Genomic DNA, 15634 nt, shown 5'->3' with positions numbered 1-15634 from the left:
CTATTGAGTTTTTCATTGAGGATGGCTGAAGTGAGATTAATTTGAGTTTGGAGTGGAGCTAATAATTGGCCATTATCTGTCCCTACTTGATTAACTAATTCCTGCTGGAAAGACTCTGCAATTACTTTGACCGACCGCTGAAACTCCACCAATAAAGATTCCATCTGCTGCTTAATTAATTCATTGCCTTGACGAGTTTGAGCAGTTTGCAAGCAAAGAAATCCTAGCTCAAAAGCATCCCGGCAAATATCCTCATATTCTGAGTGGGGAAATTGTTGTAAGTAGCTGATGGCATTTTTGAGAGGGATTGCCATGCGATGAATCAAGACATGGTTTTCTGTCAATTCAATACTGGAGGGCAGGTAATAGGAGTCATTGCTGGAGCGGTTCATGGAACAGTGGGTAGGCTGGTGACGATAAATTGCACCCTACTACCTATTTTTTATGTCAGTCAAGGTGATGAAGAAAAGTTTTGTCAATTTGCAAAAACTGAAGGATTAATTCGGGTGTTGAGGATTATGCCACTGTTCTAACAGTGGGTTAATTACTTCGGCGTTGGTGAAAAGAAAATCAGCCACAGCCATAATTCTCTGGTAAGGTAATCCAGCTTCTCGGCGGCTGGCTTGTCCACCCAACCAGTGATAAGCCGTCGATTTAGAGATGGCACAGATTTTTGCTAATTCTTCGTAACCCAATCCCCAACGATAGCTAAAATCTTGGGGGGACATGAACATTTGGTTATGCAGTTCTAGCAACTGCTCAGGTTTTTGGGCTTCAAACATGATTGCCCCGAAGCCCTTCCAATGATGAGTTATCCAGGGGTTCAATATCTTCCTCAAAAGCGAAGTCACAGCTACAGGCGTCACGAGAGGGACTGCGCTCATCTAAAAGAACCAAGTAATGTAAGCCAGTGGCAATGCAACTGGCTTGTTGGGTGTAGATTACTCCGATGACGCGGCCAAAGTCACCGTTGGGTACTTGAAACCATCGCACCCATTCACCGAGACGAAATCTCTGCTGAGGTAATTCGCTGGGAATAAGCTCTGGTAAGGCAACTGGCGGTATTTGAAGGGGGATTTCAGGCATAAAATTTTTTGCACTAATCTCTAATGTTATTTATACACTACAATTAGTTATTTATAATATGTAGACTTATCCCCTGCACTTTTTGAACATTGTGCAGTGAGTGAAAAAAATGAACTAAGTATTAAACAGCGCTTTGGCAAAGCGGTCAGACGACGTAGGCGTGAACTGGATCTTTCTCAAGAGCAGCTAGCAGAACGGGCTGAACTTCATCGTACTTACATATCCAACCTGGAAAGAGGTGAGTTGAATCCTTCGTTAGAAACTATGGAAAAGCTAGCAAACGCCCTAGACATATCCATCCCGGCAATGTTCATTAATTACGGCATTCAGGTTGAGAATGAACCACGGAAGGATTATTGAGCAGTTGCATACTGCATTTCATGATTCATCATAAAACTCAGACACTTATACATCTGAGCAGGCTATTTAATAAAGTGCCAAATTCGTCAGGAACAAACGGTAATTGCTTCTTGGTGCGCTAAGGCTTGCATTCAGCTACGATCGTGTTGAAATTTCAAGACCTTTTTTATTTAGTCCCCATCGGCGTTCGTATGCACCTTCCTTCTCTTCAGAGTGACCGAAGAGGAGTAAATCAGATAATAGTTGAACCTGGGAGTTCTGTAACTGGTGGTTCTCCCCAAGTTTCAATTTGGTTAAAGGTGTGTAGGCTGAGGGGATAAAACCGCACGCTGTCTTCTGAAACTTTCACTTGTTTATGGAGTCTTTTTCGCAGTTCATTATATTTATTTTGGTCAAGAACACATTCAAATACTGAATATTGCACTCGTTGACCATATCCTTCTAATAAATCAGACACTTTTTTGCGTCTTTTATCGCAAGGTATGTCATATACTATTATATAAAATAGCATTCAACGAATTTCATAAGGCTTATAGAGTTTGCTAGGCTGATAAACGAATTCTTTAAAAGATTTAATTTGCTGTGTCATTAAATCCCAACGAGGTTGTTTTTCTCCCTGAGAATTTTGTACTTCTTCTGACAAGCGTTGTAAAAAATATTTAATATATTTTGGGCGACCAAAGTTATTCAGATAGCAACCTCCATCATGATATTCAAAATCTTTTTGAGTATCCATGACTTTGCTATTGATTAACCAAAGTACCAGAGAATCGATAATTGGAGTGCGAAATTCTTCAATTAAATCGGAAGCAAGAGCAGCATGACGTTCTGTACCTTGATGTAGACAAGCGTAGTAAGGGTCTAGCCCCTGAAGTTCAATTAGTGTCAACAAATGATTCCAAAGGATTTGGTAGCCAAAACTCAGCATGGCGTTCACTGGATTTCCTGGGGGACGGCGGCTACGCGCTAAAAATACAAAATCGTGATTATTTAAACATTCACCGAAGGCTGAAAAATACTGCGCTGCACCAGCCCCTTCTAATCCCATCAATCGCTCTATCGTTTCAGCTTCTCCTGATTTTTGTCCCAAAACTTCTAAACTTTTTATAGCAATTTCAGTCGTTTCGGATGGGTTACGCCGTTGTTGTCTCTGTAAAAATGTACGGCTATTTTTCAGTTTGGCTTGGACAATTTTTCTAGCTGCTAACAAGCGTTCGATTGCTGTTAATTGTTGCTGATAACGAGATAATTGACGATATCCTCGTTCAATTGGCATGAGCCGACCATAGCAGTATCCCATGCGGGATAGGTAGGCGATAGGGATATTTCGCCATAGACAAGTACGAATCGCCTGGGTAGTGATTTGAGATTTACCAAATATTAGTATTTGTTCCAGCAATGGTAATTGTACTTCGCCATGAATAGTTTCTCCTTGTTTGATAATTAGGGTTTCTGCTTTGAGGCTGATATAACAACCTTGTCGGGAGACGTACAGTGTCCGCATAAAATTTCAAGATAATATCAAAGGAAAACGCTTAAAATATTGTTAGTTATTTTTTACTTTCTTTGGTCAGTTGTGACTGTTGGGAAATGATTTCGGCTTGCAACGTTTTAATTTGGGATGGTTGCAAAAAATTCACTACAGCATCACCTGCTGTAGCGTTCACAAAGCTGGCAATGGTAATCAAGATTGTATTGATGATTACTGCTGCTAGCCCCAAAGGTGCTATCAACAGGATAATTAAAGTGATAGCACCGTTGAGTAAGGCTATTCCAAGATTACGGATTAATGCAGCGCGGGAAGAGATATACATAAATTATGATGTTTGATGCTTCTTTCTTTTTTATCCATACTTCAAAAGTAGGTGCTGGTTTGAGATCCTGCTAGTGGTTTCATGCGAATGACAAATTTACTAAGTTTTTTAATTTACCTGCGGCGGGGTCGGCAAAACTTGGAAATGCCTATGTTCTCGTTGACCCTGCCGATGTCTCTCTGTACAAGGATTTCAGGGTTTTTATATTTCCTTGTAAAGGTAAAAATTTCTCTATTCACCGACCCCGCCGCAAATGGCATCTGGACATCAGACACCATAAGGGTTTAAATAAGAGGGGTCGCTTCTCTTCGGAGAAGTGGAATTAATGGAAACTAGAAATCTACCCCGTTGATTGAAGTAATAGAAATGTCGCTTCTCTTCGGAGAAGTGGAATTAATGGAAACATCTCAGAGCGGGTCATAACGCCTAAGAATTCGCAGTCGCTTCTCTTCGGAGAAGTGGAATTAATGGAAACCATTTAACTTTGAGGGCATCGTGGGTTTGTTGAGATAGTCGCTTCTCTTCGGAGAAGTGGAATTAATGGAAACTAACTATATCTTCTCCAATTACTTCAGAGATAACGTTGTCGCTTCTCTTCGGAGAAGTGGAATTAATGGAAACGATTTGACACTTGTGCAATGATATAATAGACATATGTCGCTTCTCTTCGGAGAAGTGGAATTAATGGAAACGTGGTAGCCATTTGATAAAGGGTTTTGCTGATTGTGTCGCTTCTCTTCGGAGAAGTGGAATTAATGGAAACCTTCACAATAACTTATTTTTGTGATTATCATGACTAAACTTTTAGTAGGTCGCTTCTCTTCGGAGAAGTGGAATTAATGGAAACTTGTCTACCTCAGTGATGCGTCGCCCTAATGCTAGTTTGGTCGCTTCTCTTCGGAGAAGTGGAATTAATGGAAACAATAGTACAAGTCTCTTTAGCGCGAAGCGTTCAAAAAAAAGTCGCTTCTCTTCGGAGAAGTGGAATTAATGGAAACACATTCCAGAGTGCAATACTTAACTTAGCGGGTTCACCTCCGGGTCGCTTCTCTTCGGAGAAGTGGAATTAATGGAAACTGTTTTCAGCCTGCTCAATAATCCATTTATCGTTTTTTGTCGCTTCTCTTCGGAGAAGTGGAATTAATGGAAACTAGTGATATTTTCATCTAAGTCTTCTCTGTGTTTAGCATGTAGAAGGTCGCTTCTCTTCGGAGAAGTGGAATTACAGCACTTGCGGCAGCTATGAGGTACATCCTAAAAGCTGAAAGCGATGATAGGAGAGAGGCAAGAAGAAAACTATATTGCATAATAGCCGGAAGCGCTGTAATGGAAACTGATCGATATATTTAGCTGCTCCGATATGTTCAAGAAATGTCGCTTCTCTTCGGAGAAGTGGAATTAATGGAAACTTAATTAGTTTAAGTATCTGTATAGTTGATGTATGTTTAGTCGCTTCTCTTCGGAGAAGTGGAATTAATGGAAACCCTTGATCAGCGTCGCGTACCTTTTTAGCTTCAGAGTTGTCGCTTCTCTTCGGAGAAGTGGAATTAATGGAAACGTTTCTAATTTATCAGTATCTCTAAAGCTTGTAAGGTCGTCGCTTCTCTTCGGAGAAGTGGAATTAATGGAAACATGCAAGTTGAGCCACAAGCATACCCTTTCTCGCACTTTCTTATCGCTTCTCTAATCAGAAGAGGAATTAATTAAATTAAGAGTGGAATTTCTCCAAATAAAAAGGTCTGGATATTTATATCCAGACCTTTAAAAGTATTTTTAAATATATGTTTTTATTTCTCACTGCTCATAAACCCTAACAATCGCCTCACCCATTTCCTTAACCTTAACCAGCAATTTCTCTGGTTGCACTACTTTCACATTACCGCCAAAACCAACAATCCACCGCAGAAACTCCACATCACCCAAATACCATATAGGCAATACCACCCGAAAGCGATTGGGAAACTGTTTATTTGTAGTTTTCTTCAGGCAGAAAATTGACTTAGGTAACATTAATCTTCCGCCCTCTACAGGTGGAGACATATTCATTTGTCTTGCAGGGAATCTCTTAGTGCCTTCAGCAATAAACCGGAATATAGCGTCGTTAAACCACAGTTCCACTGTCACACAAGCCTGAGAACGTTCTTGTTTATCGTGGCTGAGAAACTGACGTTGGTCACTCGCACTATACCCCAAAAAAATCCCGGCGCTAGCAGCAGAAAGGTTCTGTAATTTCTGTAATGATTTTTCTTGTTCCTGTTTAGAACGGAATCTTCCTTGAAATTGGCCTACAAACAATCTATCCAAACGCTCAAACCGAAACAGTCCTGCATATTTTCCATCTTCACACTCAAAACCTAAATACCAGGCTTGGTTACAAAACACAATTTGCAAGGGGAATGCTAAAAAAAAACTTTCCTCATCAAGAACAAACTTACCGCCGCCAGAAAAGCGATTTAATTCCAGTAATTGTCCTTTAGCTATTGCCTCTTCCAATTGCTCTAAATTCCTAGAAAGAGCATCAGTTGGTAAAAACTCTGGGTCAATCATATTGCGATTAGCAATCGCCCGTACCGGATACACGTTACTGACTCCTAACTTACTTTTTAGCATCCGGGTAGCGAAAGTCTCATAAATCTCCAACGCTACAGGATCATCAAGGCTTTTAGCCTGAGACTGGAGAACATCAAAGACTTTGGTTAATTCATGTGTTGATAAAATCGCTGTCCCTGCAAAGTAGCCATCTCTGAGGGGAAATTCTGGTAAAATTTTGTATGGCTTGAGAACCTTTTCAATGTCCTTGCGGACAGTATCTAAACCATCGCCGTCGATAATCCCATTTTCTCTTAGTGCAGACACGAGCGTTTGCAGGCTCCCCTTCCCTGTCTCTTGCAAAAATGGGTGGTGGAGAATCAAGCGAATGATTTGTATCAACCTCCGAAAGCTGTCGTAGTCAGAATAAGCATGAGTTACAAAAGTCGATAGGGTAATAGAGTGATCGGGTGGTACGGTAATGCCAGAAGAAGGGGCAATACTATTGACTCCAATGAGGGAATTTTGTTGTAGCCAGTGTAAGTCAAATCCGATGGCATTTTTATTAGCGTAAATAGTACCGCATAATTTATCCATTAAGGCGGTAACTTCCTCTAAAGAACTTGCAAACATAGGAGCATTATTCAAAATGCTTTCTAGCAAACTGGGGTGAGTGGTTTGCAGATTTCCAATTCCTGGATAGCGAATAATTAGAGAAATTAAATGCATTAAGCGCTCAAAGTCCAGCAGCTTACTATAACCGTGTAAAGTAATGTGGTGATTACGATTAGCACGGTTGGTAAGGGTACGAGGAAGCTGTTGGATTTGGGTTGGAATTTGTTGAATGTCGAACTTTGGCGACGTGACATCGATTTCTTTGACAGTTGCAAATCCCTCCGCAGCTATTGGCGGAAAGTCTTGGAGAGATTTTTGCATATTCTCAATGATCATGTCTGGAACTTGTCGGGTGCGCTTTTGGTTCCACAACTTGCAAGTTGCAATCGGGGTTTGCAAATACCACCCCATCCACAAAACCTCTTCCCGATGCTCTGCAAGGCAAGCAACAGATGAATTTAGCTTTTTTAACAAATCCATCCGCCATACACGCTTGGCATTGGTAGCGTCATAGATTACGGAATCACCTTGAGCAACTGCATCAACAATCTCAGAAATTACTTTTTTTTCTATCTGACTCCACTCACCCTGGATACTTGGATCGCCGTAGAGTTGTTGGCGAATTGCATCAGTGGAGACAATGCGATAATTCCCCAGTTTTGCTAACTCGACCGCGAATGTGGTTTTCCCACTACCGGGGATACCGATGAGGAAGTGACAGATCATCAGAAGTTCAAGGCTAAAAGTTTTTCTACTTTAACTTTTAACTGTTATTTGTTTGTTGTCTAGCCCTTTCAAGCGAATGACGACGGTATTAATGAAGGGTTGAATTAACTTAGCTTCTGAAAGAGAGAAGCTAAGTAATCGGATTGTTTTTTACTAATTCCGATTTAACCCAATCGGTAGGGCAAGGCTTCCGTGGCTCCATTCACGGCGGAAGAAGTAAAGTTTCCATTAATTCCGATTTAACCCAATCGGTAGGGGTTAGGTAAATAGTTCGGGTTTTTCGTTCTGTATAATTGGGTTTCCATTAATTCCGATTTAACCCAATCGGTAGGGCTGTTGCTCGGTAATGCCCAATTTGTGAAGGCGGATTACGAAGTTTCCATTAATTCCGATTTAACCCAATCGGTAGGGTTTTAATTTACAACCACTCAGACCTGAAGTATTTTGTTTCCATTAATTCCGATTTAACCCAATCGGTAGGGAGTTCGTTTAGGAGGCTTTGCCCCGTAAGGCTTTCAGCCACCAAATCGACACCACTCTAAAAAACATTATATTATGTTGTGTAAAATTTAAAAACACGCATACCTCAAATCCTTACCCAGTAAGCAATCGACACCACTCAACGAAAAATATAGGGTTTTGGCGATTTGGTGAGTGGTGTCGATGAACGTCTCAAATTTCCCGTTGATAGTCAATAATTAACAGTGGTTTTGCAGAAACAGGCGATGGAATTGATGTATTAAAATCTAAAACTCCTCATCTTCTCTCCGCGTCTGCGCCTCTGCGTGACATAAATCATCTCACAAAAATGCAATACCTTAACAGGCTACACAATTAAATCTTGCTCAGACATCCAAAAAATATTTCGTCATTCGCATGAAAAGGTATTTACATTCTCGATTTTTCCGAGAAGATGTAAATGTCACAGTAATTCCCCTAGTGCTATATAATTCCAAACTTGCACAAAACCTTAAATACTATATGTGCTTAATTGGCTTATTTTATTCCTAGCTTACCTCTGAAAACTAAGCGATTAATTGACAAACCAAGAATTATTACAAAGTATAACTACTGAGTAAAAGTTCAATTTCTTACTGTAATTTAGACAAGACCGCATCCAGTAATTATGGTAAACGTGGCCAAATATACAGCAATAACCTTTGCTCCGGTGCAAGGGTTTATCGAGAAATCCCGTAAACTCCGAGACTTGTATGGTGCATCTCTGATTCTCTCCTATCTTAGCCAGCAGCTAGTAAAAGAAGCTGAAAAAACTACAATAGTCATTTCCCCAGCAATTCCTAACCTCCAAAAAGGAATGCCAAATCGCATTCTTATTAAGGGAGTATTTTCAAAATCAGAGGTGGAAAAAACCTTATTGTCCGTATGGAAGGGAATGTTGAAGGAATGTCGGTGCTGGATAGAGGAGAAATTACCTGACTATACATACCATTGGGAAAGGGAGTGGGCAAACTGGGGAAACCACGCCTGGGAAATTTTTTGGGGAGAAGGCGACAGTATTCAAGCGGCAATGGATGATTTAGAAACCCACAAACTTCGCCGGGGGTGGACTGCCGTCAACTGGATTGGGGAGAGTTCTAGTTTAACAGGTACGGATGGAATTGCATTTCCGGGATTAGGTGGAGAAGCGAGAAATCCTAAAAATCGCCAGTGGACTATAGAAAAAGATGATATCAAAACCTTTTATAAACGCCTTGCCTGTGCATTAGAAAATTGTCCTCCAGAAGCAGAACCAAAAGGTAATTTTTTTGCCCCAAATGAGAAATTAAGTATACCTGAATTAGTTAAACGTTTAGTCACCCTACCAGAAATCGCCAACAATTTAGGGATGTCTAAACTAGAAAGCTTCAGCGAAATTTATCGAGGCCCCGAAGCCAAAAATGAGCAAGCTAAAGGACGCTGGACAGGTTGGTTTATGGGTGATGGCGATGAAGTTGGGAAACACCTAAAGGAATTAGCAGACTCACAAAATGGTGATGATGATCTGAAAAAGTTTAGTCAAGCGATGCGTCTTTGGGGGAAAGACTTTAGCAGAGACTTCCCCCAAGAAATGGGTCGGGTAGTTTATGCAGGTGGAGACGATTTTTTAGGCGTAATTTATCGAGACAAAGATCAAGAACCAATTACAGCCCAGCAAGCTTTTGCATGGTTAATTACATTACCCCAAATCTGGGAAAGACATGGACAAAAGATAGGTTTAAGCGTCGGATTTGTTTGGGCAGGTTCTAGCGTTCCCCAAAGAGATATTTTACAACATTGTCGTGAGGCAGAAAAGCTAGCTAAATCTTCAGGGCGTGGACGAGTTACCATCCGAATTGTCTTTAACAGTGGTCAATATGTGCAGTGGACTTGTCCTTGGGATTATTTAAATATTTTGACCAAGTATCAAGACAGAGAGAAAAAAGCTAACTGGAGTCACATTTATCAAGATTTAGCTCAATTAGAATGCCGACGTGCTTTTAATGTAGATAAAAAGAGCTTTGTCGAAAAATTCGCCATTGAATTCTTTGATATTTACTTTCCAGGGGAAGGCAAAGAATTACTAAATTATGAACGTGCTAAACATCTTGTGGGTTTTGATGATGAAGATGCTCCTTATGACAGAGCAAAAGCCACAATTGATTGGATTAGCAATTTAATTAAAGTAGGCTGGCATTTATGTTCAAATACCTAATCACTATTCGTCCCTTGGGATTAATGTATGGAAGTGCAGGTGCATTTCTTTCACCAGAAAATCTAGTGGGTCGTTCTGGTGCTAAATTCCCTCCAGAAGCCGCAACACTCTCAGGTTTAATGTTTAGCGTTAACAAGACAACAGAAAAGTTTACTCAAAGTGAGTTGAGTACTAACCTATGTGTTGCAGGCCCATTTTGGGGGAAATACAACGAAAGACAAAATTTTTATATTCCTATCCCTTGGCATAAAATAATTGCCAAAAAAGCCGTTGATGAGTGGCAATTAAAGGATGGTAAATGGGAGCTAGAAAATAAAAGCGAGAAACTAGAACCAGATTATCGTTGGCAAACGATAGATTCTTGGGGGACTCCAGCTAAAGCAATCAGGACTAATGAATATAAATCTGTTGCTGATAATCCTTGGAAATATGTTTCTTTTTTGCATCCCAAAATTAAAGCAACTGAGCGGTGTGTAGAAAACTCCGACGGGCTTTTTCTAGAAAATTCTGTCCAAATGGCAGACGATACCTGTTTAGTTTATCTATCAACATATCCTATAGAAAACGGCTGGTATCGTTTTGGTGGTGAAAATCACGTTGTCGAAATAGAATGTGAGGACATCAAAAATAAGAAATTTTTAAATCTATTAAATCAGCCAATAGAACGCACCTTTGCCTTAATTACACCAGCTACATGGGGTTCTAACCGTTTCTCTCACCGCCATCCTCAACATGAAAGCTTCCCTGAAACCGTAGAAATGCTAACAGATAAACCATTACCCTACCGTTACCGCGCCAAAGGGAATTTAGGGAGGGGACGTTACGCGGTTCCGGCTGGTAGTGTTTATGTGCTTGCAGAACCTTTAAATAAACCTTGGTGGTCATGGGATGAAGCATGGTTTCCCAAAGAAGGTTACAGCCTTAAACGTGTAGGTTGCGGTTTATGTTTGCCAACAGAAATTAAAGGAGTCGCCTAAAATGTACAAAAAAGCTTATGGAATTATTGAAACCTTAGCACCTCTGCACGTCGGTGCAACTGCTGGAGAGGAAAGCGGTAATTTAAACCTCATCTTCCGCGACCAATTTACTCAAACAGGTATTCTTCCCGGTAGTTCGATTCGCGGTCGCCTGCGTTCAGAAATGCGCCTGTTAAATGGAGAACAAGCAGCAAATTATTGGTATGGCAATGAAGCCGGTTCAGAACAATCAGAAATTAATAACGAGTCTATCATCAAATTTGAATACGCTTCTATTCTCTGGCTACCAGTCTTTTGTCCTGGTCAACCAATTGTGTGGGTAAGTAGCCCACGCTTACTCCAACGTTACCAAAGAATTGCTGGTGATACTGTCAAATTTAATGGTAAATCTCTCAAGGAAATAGATATACCAGATCCCTATACAGGCTCAAAGAACTTAAAAGCGCGAGAATCTCAAGGCAAAAAAACCCTGTTTTTCAACTTAGGTTTTCTGACCATCAACAAAACCGTAGACTTATCCCCCTGGTTCCCATCAGGAAAAGAAAAGCCAGCAGTGATCGTAGACGATAGTGATATTTCCATGATTCATGACATGGCTTTATATCGTCAAAGTCGCGTGCGCTTAAAACCCGATCAAAAGGTAGTCGATGGTGGTGGCTTCTTTAACACCGAAGCCTTACCAGAAGGAACTATTTTAGTATTTCCCATCGCCATCAAAGATGATAAGTCAGGGAAGCAATGGGAACCCTTAAATGGTACTCAAAGCACAGACATTTATCTTGGTGGTTTAGAATCCATTGGTTTTGGTCACTGTAGTTTAACTTTAAATGGGGTGTGAATATATGACTTGGAAATCTTACGACTTAGACCAAGAAGCACAACGCCTAGTCCTCAAACACCGCGACCAAAAAGGTGTTATTGGTCAATCTCACAAAATGCGAATAACTGTAGCTTACGGCTTAGAGAGGTTTTGGGGAGAACAATTGCGACTTTTAGATAAAGAAAAAGCCAAAGGCGAATATTGGCGCGATACGTGGAAAAGCTTTGTCAAGATCATGCAACTGGCTGGAATTAAGCTTCCTCAAGAAGATGTCAGCAATAATGACACCCCAAAAATTCAGCAGTTCGCCGCCAAATTATGGGAACTTCCCATTGAAGACCAAAGAATTTGTTTAGCTGTTCTTACTCAATTCTGCGACAGTTTAGTTTGGTGGACTCAGCGCTACAAAAAATCAGGATTTGCAGATGAATAATAGTAATGAAGTTCCCTTAATGTTTCAAGCGCAAATCTCAGGGCGCGGACAGATTCAATATATCAAGAATCCCGAACAGTCTGAGAGATGGGTTGATGAATGGGTAGAAGGTTCTGCAATCGACCCTCCTACATTTAACACCAATGTTAAAACAAAAGAATATAAAATAACTTGGCGCTTTGTTTCTAACAGTGGCCAAGATGAAGATATAATTCGACCAGTCATCGCCGCTAAGGGATTTCCATTTTACCCAGGCGCAAGCATGAAAGGCGCTTTTTTACGTGCTTGTAGCTCAGAACAGGGTGCAAGATATTGCGGTGGAAAACTGACTGGCAACGATACCATACCGGGAATTCTTCGCTTTCATGGGGGTTATCCTAAAGATGCAACGTGGGCTGACCAACCATTAATTGATGTAGTTCATCCTCAACAAAATTGGCAAATTAAAAATAACGATAGCCACTCAGCATTTATTCAGATATCCCTCTATCAACCTACTTTAATATTCGGCATTTCCAGCACCGAAGCACTAGAAGCCAGTGAATGGGAGACTATCTGGAGTATTTGGGATAAAGCTATAGAACGAGGTATTGGTTCTAGAGTTAGTGCTGGTTATGGTCAACCGATAAATCACCCAGAAACCAAATTAGTCTCTGTTAATCTGCGTGGACAAGGGTTAGCCTCACAATTAATTGATAAAACAGGCGAGTTTCGCCCCAATATTTTTAAAGCTGCTTTACGTGGTCATACCCTGCGGTTATTTAGTGGCATTACTGATGAAAATACAGCCGAAGAATTAACTAGAGAACTTTGGGGAGGATTTGCAGGGAGAAATGGTGCTGTTGTCGGACAGCTAGGAATTGCTTTTAATGCTGTTGATTTAGAAATGGATGTATATCGGTATGGCAATGTAACCATGCCTATTTATGAATTAAATGCAGGAACTTTAAATATTCTTAGCATGGGCGATACCTCAAAAGAATACAAAAAAGAATTAAAAACATTAGCAACACAAATTTTAAGATTTACTATGCTGCTTGGTGGCTTTGGTAAATCGTGGCGACGCATTGACCATCGTCTATTCTTTCCAGACTATTTAAATGGTAAACCCATGATAGGTTGTCATTGGGAATTCCCTAAGCAATCAAATCAATACTACTTCCCAGTAAATAGCCTCAGTCATATCACTAATATTCTGAATGATATTCATAAGACTGTAAATAACTGGCTGAAATTAAAAGATAAAACCCCAAGTAATAAATTAACTTCTTGGCGGGAATCATTCCATCCGCAAAAAGTTCAAGTCTGGGGACGCATTGCAAAAGATGAAGATGATAGTTTAGCTGTGAGATGGTTTCACGGTAATTACCAAGGGAGCAAATCAATTAAAGGCTCAAGTCTCACAGGTAAAATGAGTCAAATTGGTAGAATTTGGCATCGTATGTACCCGCGTTATATCAAAAACAAAGAAGGAGAAATGAAGCGTAGGGGAAAAGAGTTTATAGAGCTACTCACCATTTTCCCTGATAAAAAAGATGAGAGAACAGAAGAATTTTTAGCTTTCTTAGCAACCAGCGAGTTTACCAAACTTTGGGGAGAGTAAATATGAGTATTTGGATTGTCACAACGGGTAATAGCGATGTCCTCCTCAAACATAACAAAAGTTGGGGAAGTTTATATAGTGAAGTTAGATATGATTTGGAGTGTACAGAGTTTGCTCCACCTACCCCGAAAGATCCTTATAATAAAGAGGCGGGATATCGAGTAAGTGCTAGGCTTTTAGGTATAGTCTATGGCAATAAACCAGATAAATACGACTCAGATTTAGAATTTACACTTCTTGATACTTATTATGAATATTTTCTAGAAAATAACATTAAACTGGAAAGAATTATAATTTTACTTACAGACCAAACTGAAATATTTAAACAAGACCAAATTATTTATGAAAAGTGTCCCTATTGGCAAGACACTTGTACACTTAAGCCTCTATTCGAGTGGTATTTACAAAGAAAATTTAACTGTCAATTAGAATTTTTATATCTTGCACCAAAAAATGGTAATAAAGGTATAGATAATTGGAATGAAACCCTTTCTTTGGGAGAAGAAGAATTCCGTAAGTTAGACTCTAATCCACTAAAACCTGTTTATGTTAGTCACCAAGCTGGAACACCAGCCATATCTTCTGCTATACAATTTGTCAGCTTAGGTAAATTCAAAAACGTTAAATTTTTAGTTAGTAATGAATATTTTGATGAAAATTACCAGCAAAAATCCAAATCAGAAGCTATTGAAAGCTCTAATTATTGGCGGGGAATACAGATTCAAAAAGCAAAGCAGTTGATTATAGGAGGTTTCCCTGGCGCTGCGCTCAAAATTTTAGAAGATATAGATAGAATAGACAAAGCTGCTATAGCTAGCTTAGAGAAGATCGTTGATTTCTTTAATCTCCATAGTACTCTAATGGATAGCGGACAAGATTTTGAAATTACGCAAGCTACCCAGCGCATTGTTGATGCTCTTGATCTCATAGGCTTTTTCTTCAATCAAAAAAATTATCTTCAAGGGATTACTCTCCTTGCTGCTGCTCAAGAAACCTTTTTAAAAGTAGCTATTTTATCACAAGTAGCGATGATTAATAAAACTATCAATTTATTAAATGGAGATACTCGAAATGTCTCCGAATTAATTGAATGGGTTCCACTAGGGTTACATTTATCTAAATCTATCAAAAATGAAACCAATACTTTTAAAATCGATATTCTAAAAATTCTTAAATTTCCAGTTGAGAAAATCAATAATAACTTTGGAATAATTAATAAAAATGATTCGCTCATTGATTGGTTAAAGAATATAGATAATAATTTTCATGATTGGCCTTTACTCAGATGGTATTGTTATAAAAATAGGGATGCTAATGATGATCTTCGTAATCAACTAATGCACAATTTGCGTGGTGTAGAAGAGCAGGAAGTGATAAGCTATCTATTAGGATACGAAAAGTATGAAGCACCTGATGTAATGACTACCTATGTAAATTCTGTTAAACAGCCATTCTTAGAGGCGATAAACTATTTTAAACTTCCTTATAAAAGAGAGAAGTTGAATAAGAAACTTCAAGAAGTAGCAGACTCTCTTATTTAACAGGTAAAGATATAAAAAAATGAGAGTATAGAAACAGCCGGAAACTTGGAATGCGACATCCCTATTATCGGGAATTTCTATGGGTCTTTTGGTGATCGAATAATCTTTGCTATGGTCAAGGATATACTTTTTGCTTTCTAGAGTGGAAGCTCTTGCGGCGGGGTCAGCAAAAGCGGGAAATGCTTGTTATTTCGTTGACCCCGCCGATGTCTTGCTGTCTAAGGGTTTCAGGGTTTTTATATGTATGTAATATGGTTAAATTTGGCTGTAACTTTATACCCCGTCGCAAATGGCATCTGGACATCAGGCTGCGTAAGGGGTTAAATAAGAGGGGTCGCTTCTCTTCGGAGAAGTGGAATTAATGGAAACTCCGTGTCTGGTAAATCATGCCCACTAAATATTAATACTGTCGCTTCTCTTCGGAGAAGTGGAATTAAT

The 15634-nt window shown here is 39.6% G+C and carries 14 protein-coding genes and 1 CRISPR repeat array; of the genes, 7 read left to right on the top strand and 7 right to left on the bottom strand.

Features of this window, described 5'->3' with window-relative positions; genetic code table 11:
• The 3 genes from F8S12_RS39585 to F8S12_RS39575 form a co-directional block, all read right to left on the bottom strand.
• Positions 1-392 (bottom strand): hypothetical protein (locus F8S12_RS39585; protein WP_196521751.1); only part of this gene is annotated, 392 nt, incomplete at its 3' end.
• Between the two features lie 105 nt (positions 393-497).
• Positions 498-782, bottom strand: coding sequence for a helix-turn-helix domain-containing protein (locus F8S12_RS39580; RefSeq protein WP_196516081.1), 285 nt, complete (start codon positions 780-782; stop codon positions 498-500).
• A complete protein-coding gene (locus F8S12_RS39575; RefSeq protein ID WP_196516082.1) occupies positions 775-1086 on the bottom strand; it encodes a hypothetical protein in 312 nt (103 codons plus the stop codon). The genes F8S12_RS39580 and F8S12_RS39575 overlap by 8 nt, the downstream gene beginning before the upstream one ends.
• A gap of 96 nt (positions 1087-1182) precedes the next feature.
• Here F8S12_RS39575 and F8S12_RS39570 point away from each other — a divergent pair, with 96 nt between their 5' ends.
• Positions 1183-1446 carry a helix-turn-helix domain-containing protein gene (locus F8S12_RS39570; protein ID WP_196516083.1) on the top strand — a complete coding sequence of 88 codons (264 nt, stop codon included), beginning with the start codon at positions 1183-1185 and terminating at the stop codon, positions 1444-1446.
• Between the two features lie 232 nt (positions 1447-1678).
• On the opposite strand, the gene cas2 is transcribed toward F8S12_RS39570, so the two are convergent.
• The 4 genes from cas2 to F8S12_RS39550 form a co-directional block, all read right to left on the bottom strand.
• Complete coding sequence (gene cas2 / locus F8S12_RS39565; protein ID WP_196516084.1) at positions 1679-1957, bottom strand: CRISPR-associated endonuclease Cas2; 279 nt, start codon at positions 1955-1957, stop codon at positions 1679-1681.
• Entirely contained in the window at positions 1958-2950 is a 993-nt protein-coding gene (cas1, locus tag F8S12_RS39560) for a CRISPR-associated endonuclease Cas1 (RefSeq protein WP_196516085.1), read from the bottom strand. It lies immediately after the preceding gene.
• Positions 2951-2996: 46 nt separating this feature from the next.
• Positions 2997-3260, bottom strand: coding sequence for a CRISPR-associated protein Csx18 (gene csx18 / locus F8S12_RS39555; RefSeq protein WP_196516086.1), 264 nt, complete (start codon positions 3258-3260; stop codon positions 2997-2999).
• A 297-nt stretch (positions 3261-3557) separates the two neighbouring features.
• A CRISPR array of direct repeats spans positions 3558-4493; the repeat unit is 36 nt; unit sequence GTCGCTTCTCTTCGGAGAAGTGGAATTAATGGAAAC.
• Between the two features lie 561 nt (positions 4494-5054).
• The gene (locus tag F8S12_RS39550) at positions 5055-7130 is read right to left on the bottom strand and encodes a WYL domain-containing protein (protein ID WP_196521750.1); all 2076 of its coding nucleotides are present in this window, start codon (positions 7128-7130) and stop codon (positions 5055-5057) included.
• A 1126-nt stretch (positions 7131-8256) separates the two neighbouring features.
• Between F8S12_RS39550 and F8S12_RS39545 the strand changes: the two genes are divergently transcribed.
• Genes F8S12_RS39545 through F8S12_RS39520 form a run of 6 tightly spaced genes read left to right on the top strand, consistent with a single transcriptional unit; the run spans position 8257 to position 15196 of the window.
• Complete coding sequence (locus tag F8S12_RS39545) at positions 8257-9822, top strand: Cas10/Cmr2 second palm domain-containing protein (protein WP_196521749.1); 1566 nt, start codon at positions 8257-8259, stop codon at positions 9820-9822.
• Positions 9807-10799 (top strand): CRISPR-associated protein, encoded by a 993-nt coding sequence (locus F8S12_RS39540; protein WP_196521748.1) that lies wholly within the window; start codon positions 9807-9809, stop codon positions 10797-10799. Before F8S12_RS39545 ends, F8S12_RS39540 begins: the two co-directional genes overlap by 16 nt.
• A 1-nt stretch (position 10800) precedes the next feature.
• Positions 10801-11637, top strand: a complete 837-nt coding sequence (locus tag F8S12_RS39535) for an RAMP superfamily CRISPR-associated protein (protein WP_196521747.1) — start codon at positions 10801-10803, stop codon at positions 11635-11637.
• A gap of 4 nt (positions 11638-11641) precedes the next feature.
• Entirely contained in the window at positions 11642-12052 is a 411-nt protein-coding gene (locus F8S12_RS39530) for a hypothetical protein (RefSeq protein WP_196521746.1), read from the top strand.
• Positions 12045-13655, top strand: coding sequence for a hypothetical protein (locus F8S12_RS39525; RefSeq protein ID WP_196521745.1), 1611 nt, complete (start codon positions 12045-12047; stop codon positions 13653-13655). Before F8S12_RS39530 ends, F8S12_RS39525 begins: the two co-directional genes overlap by 8 nt.
• Before the next feature lie 2 nt (positions 13656-13657).
• Positions 13658-15196 (top strand): hypothetical protein, encoded by a 1539-nt coding sequence (locus F8S12_RS39520; RefSeq protein ID WP_196521744.1) that lies wholly within the window; start codon positions 13658-13660, stop codon positions 15194-15196.
• Positions 15197-15634: the final 438 nt, after the last annotated feature.

It is taken from the genome of Nostoc sp. WHI (assembly GCF_015714725.1).
In the GTDB taxonomy this organism is placed as follows: domain Bacteria; phylum Cyanobacteriota; class Cyanobacteriia; order Cyanobacteriales; family Nostocaceae; genus Nostoc.
The sequence above is the reverse complement of the archived record's forward strand: the minus strand, read 5'-3'. Positions and strand labels throughout refer to the sequence as shown.

Excerpts from the sequence above, each read along its gene's own strand:
- F8S12_RS39580 (WP_196516081.1), bottom strand. The coding sequence starts at position 782 with ATGTTTGAAGCCCAAAAACCTGAGCAGTTGCTAGAACTGCATAACCAA.
- F8S12_RS39575 (WP_196516082.1), bottom strand. The coding sequence starts at position 1,086 with ATGCCTGAAATCCCCCTTCAAATACCGCCAGTTGCCTTACCAGAGCTT.
- cas2 (WP_196516084.1), bottom strand. The coding sequence starts at position 1,957 with ATGCTATTTTATATAATAGTATATGACATACCTTGCGATAAAAGACGC.
- cas1 (WP_196516085.1), bottom strand. The coding sequence starts at position 2,950 with ATGCGGACACTGTACGTCTCCCGACAAGGTTGTTATATCAGCCTCAAA.
- csx18 (WP_196516086.1), bottom strand. The coding sequence starts at position 3,260 with ATGTATATCTCTTCCCGCGCTGCATTAATCCGTAATCTTGGAATAGCC.
- F8S12_RS39550 (WP_196521750.1), bottom strand. The coding sequence starts at position 7,130 with ATGATCTGTCACTTCCTCATCGGTATCCCCGGTAGTGGGAAAACCACA.
- F8S12_RS39545 (WP_196521749.1), top strand. The coding sequence starts at position 8,257 with ATGGTAAACGTGGCCAAATATACAGCAATAACCTTTGCTCCGGTGCAA.
- F8S12_RS39540 (WP_196521748.1), top strand. The coding sequence starts at position 9,807 with ATGTTCAAATACCTAATCACTATTCGTCCCTTGGGATTAATGTATGGA.
- F8S12_RS39535 (WP_196521747.1), top strand. The coding sequence starts at position 10,801 with ATGTACAAAAAAGCTTATGGAATTATTGAAACCTTAGCACCTCTGCAC.
- F8S12_RS39530 (WP_196521746.1), top strand. The coding sequence starts at position 11,642 with ATGACTTGGAAATCTTACGACTTAGACCAAGAAGCACAACGCCTAGTC.
- F8S12_RS39525 (WP_196521745.1), top strand. The coding sequence starts at position 12,045 with ATGAATAATAGTAATGAAGTTCCCTTAATGTTTCAAGCGCAAATCTCA.
- F8S12_RS39520 (WP_196521744.1), top strand. The coding sequence starts at position 13,658 with ATGAGTATTTGGATTGTCACAACGGGTAATAGCGATGTCCTCCTCAAA.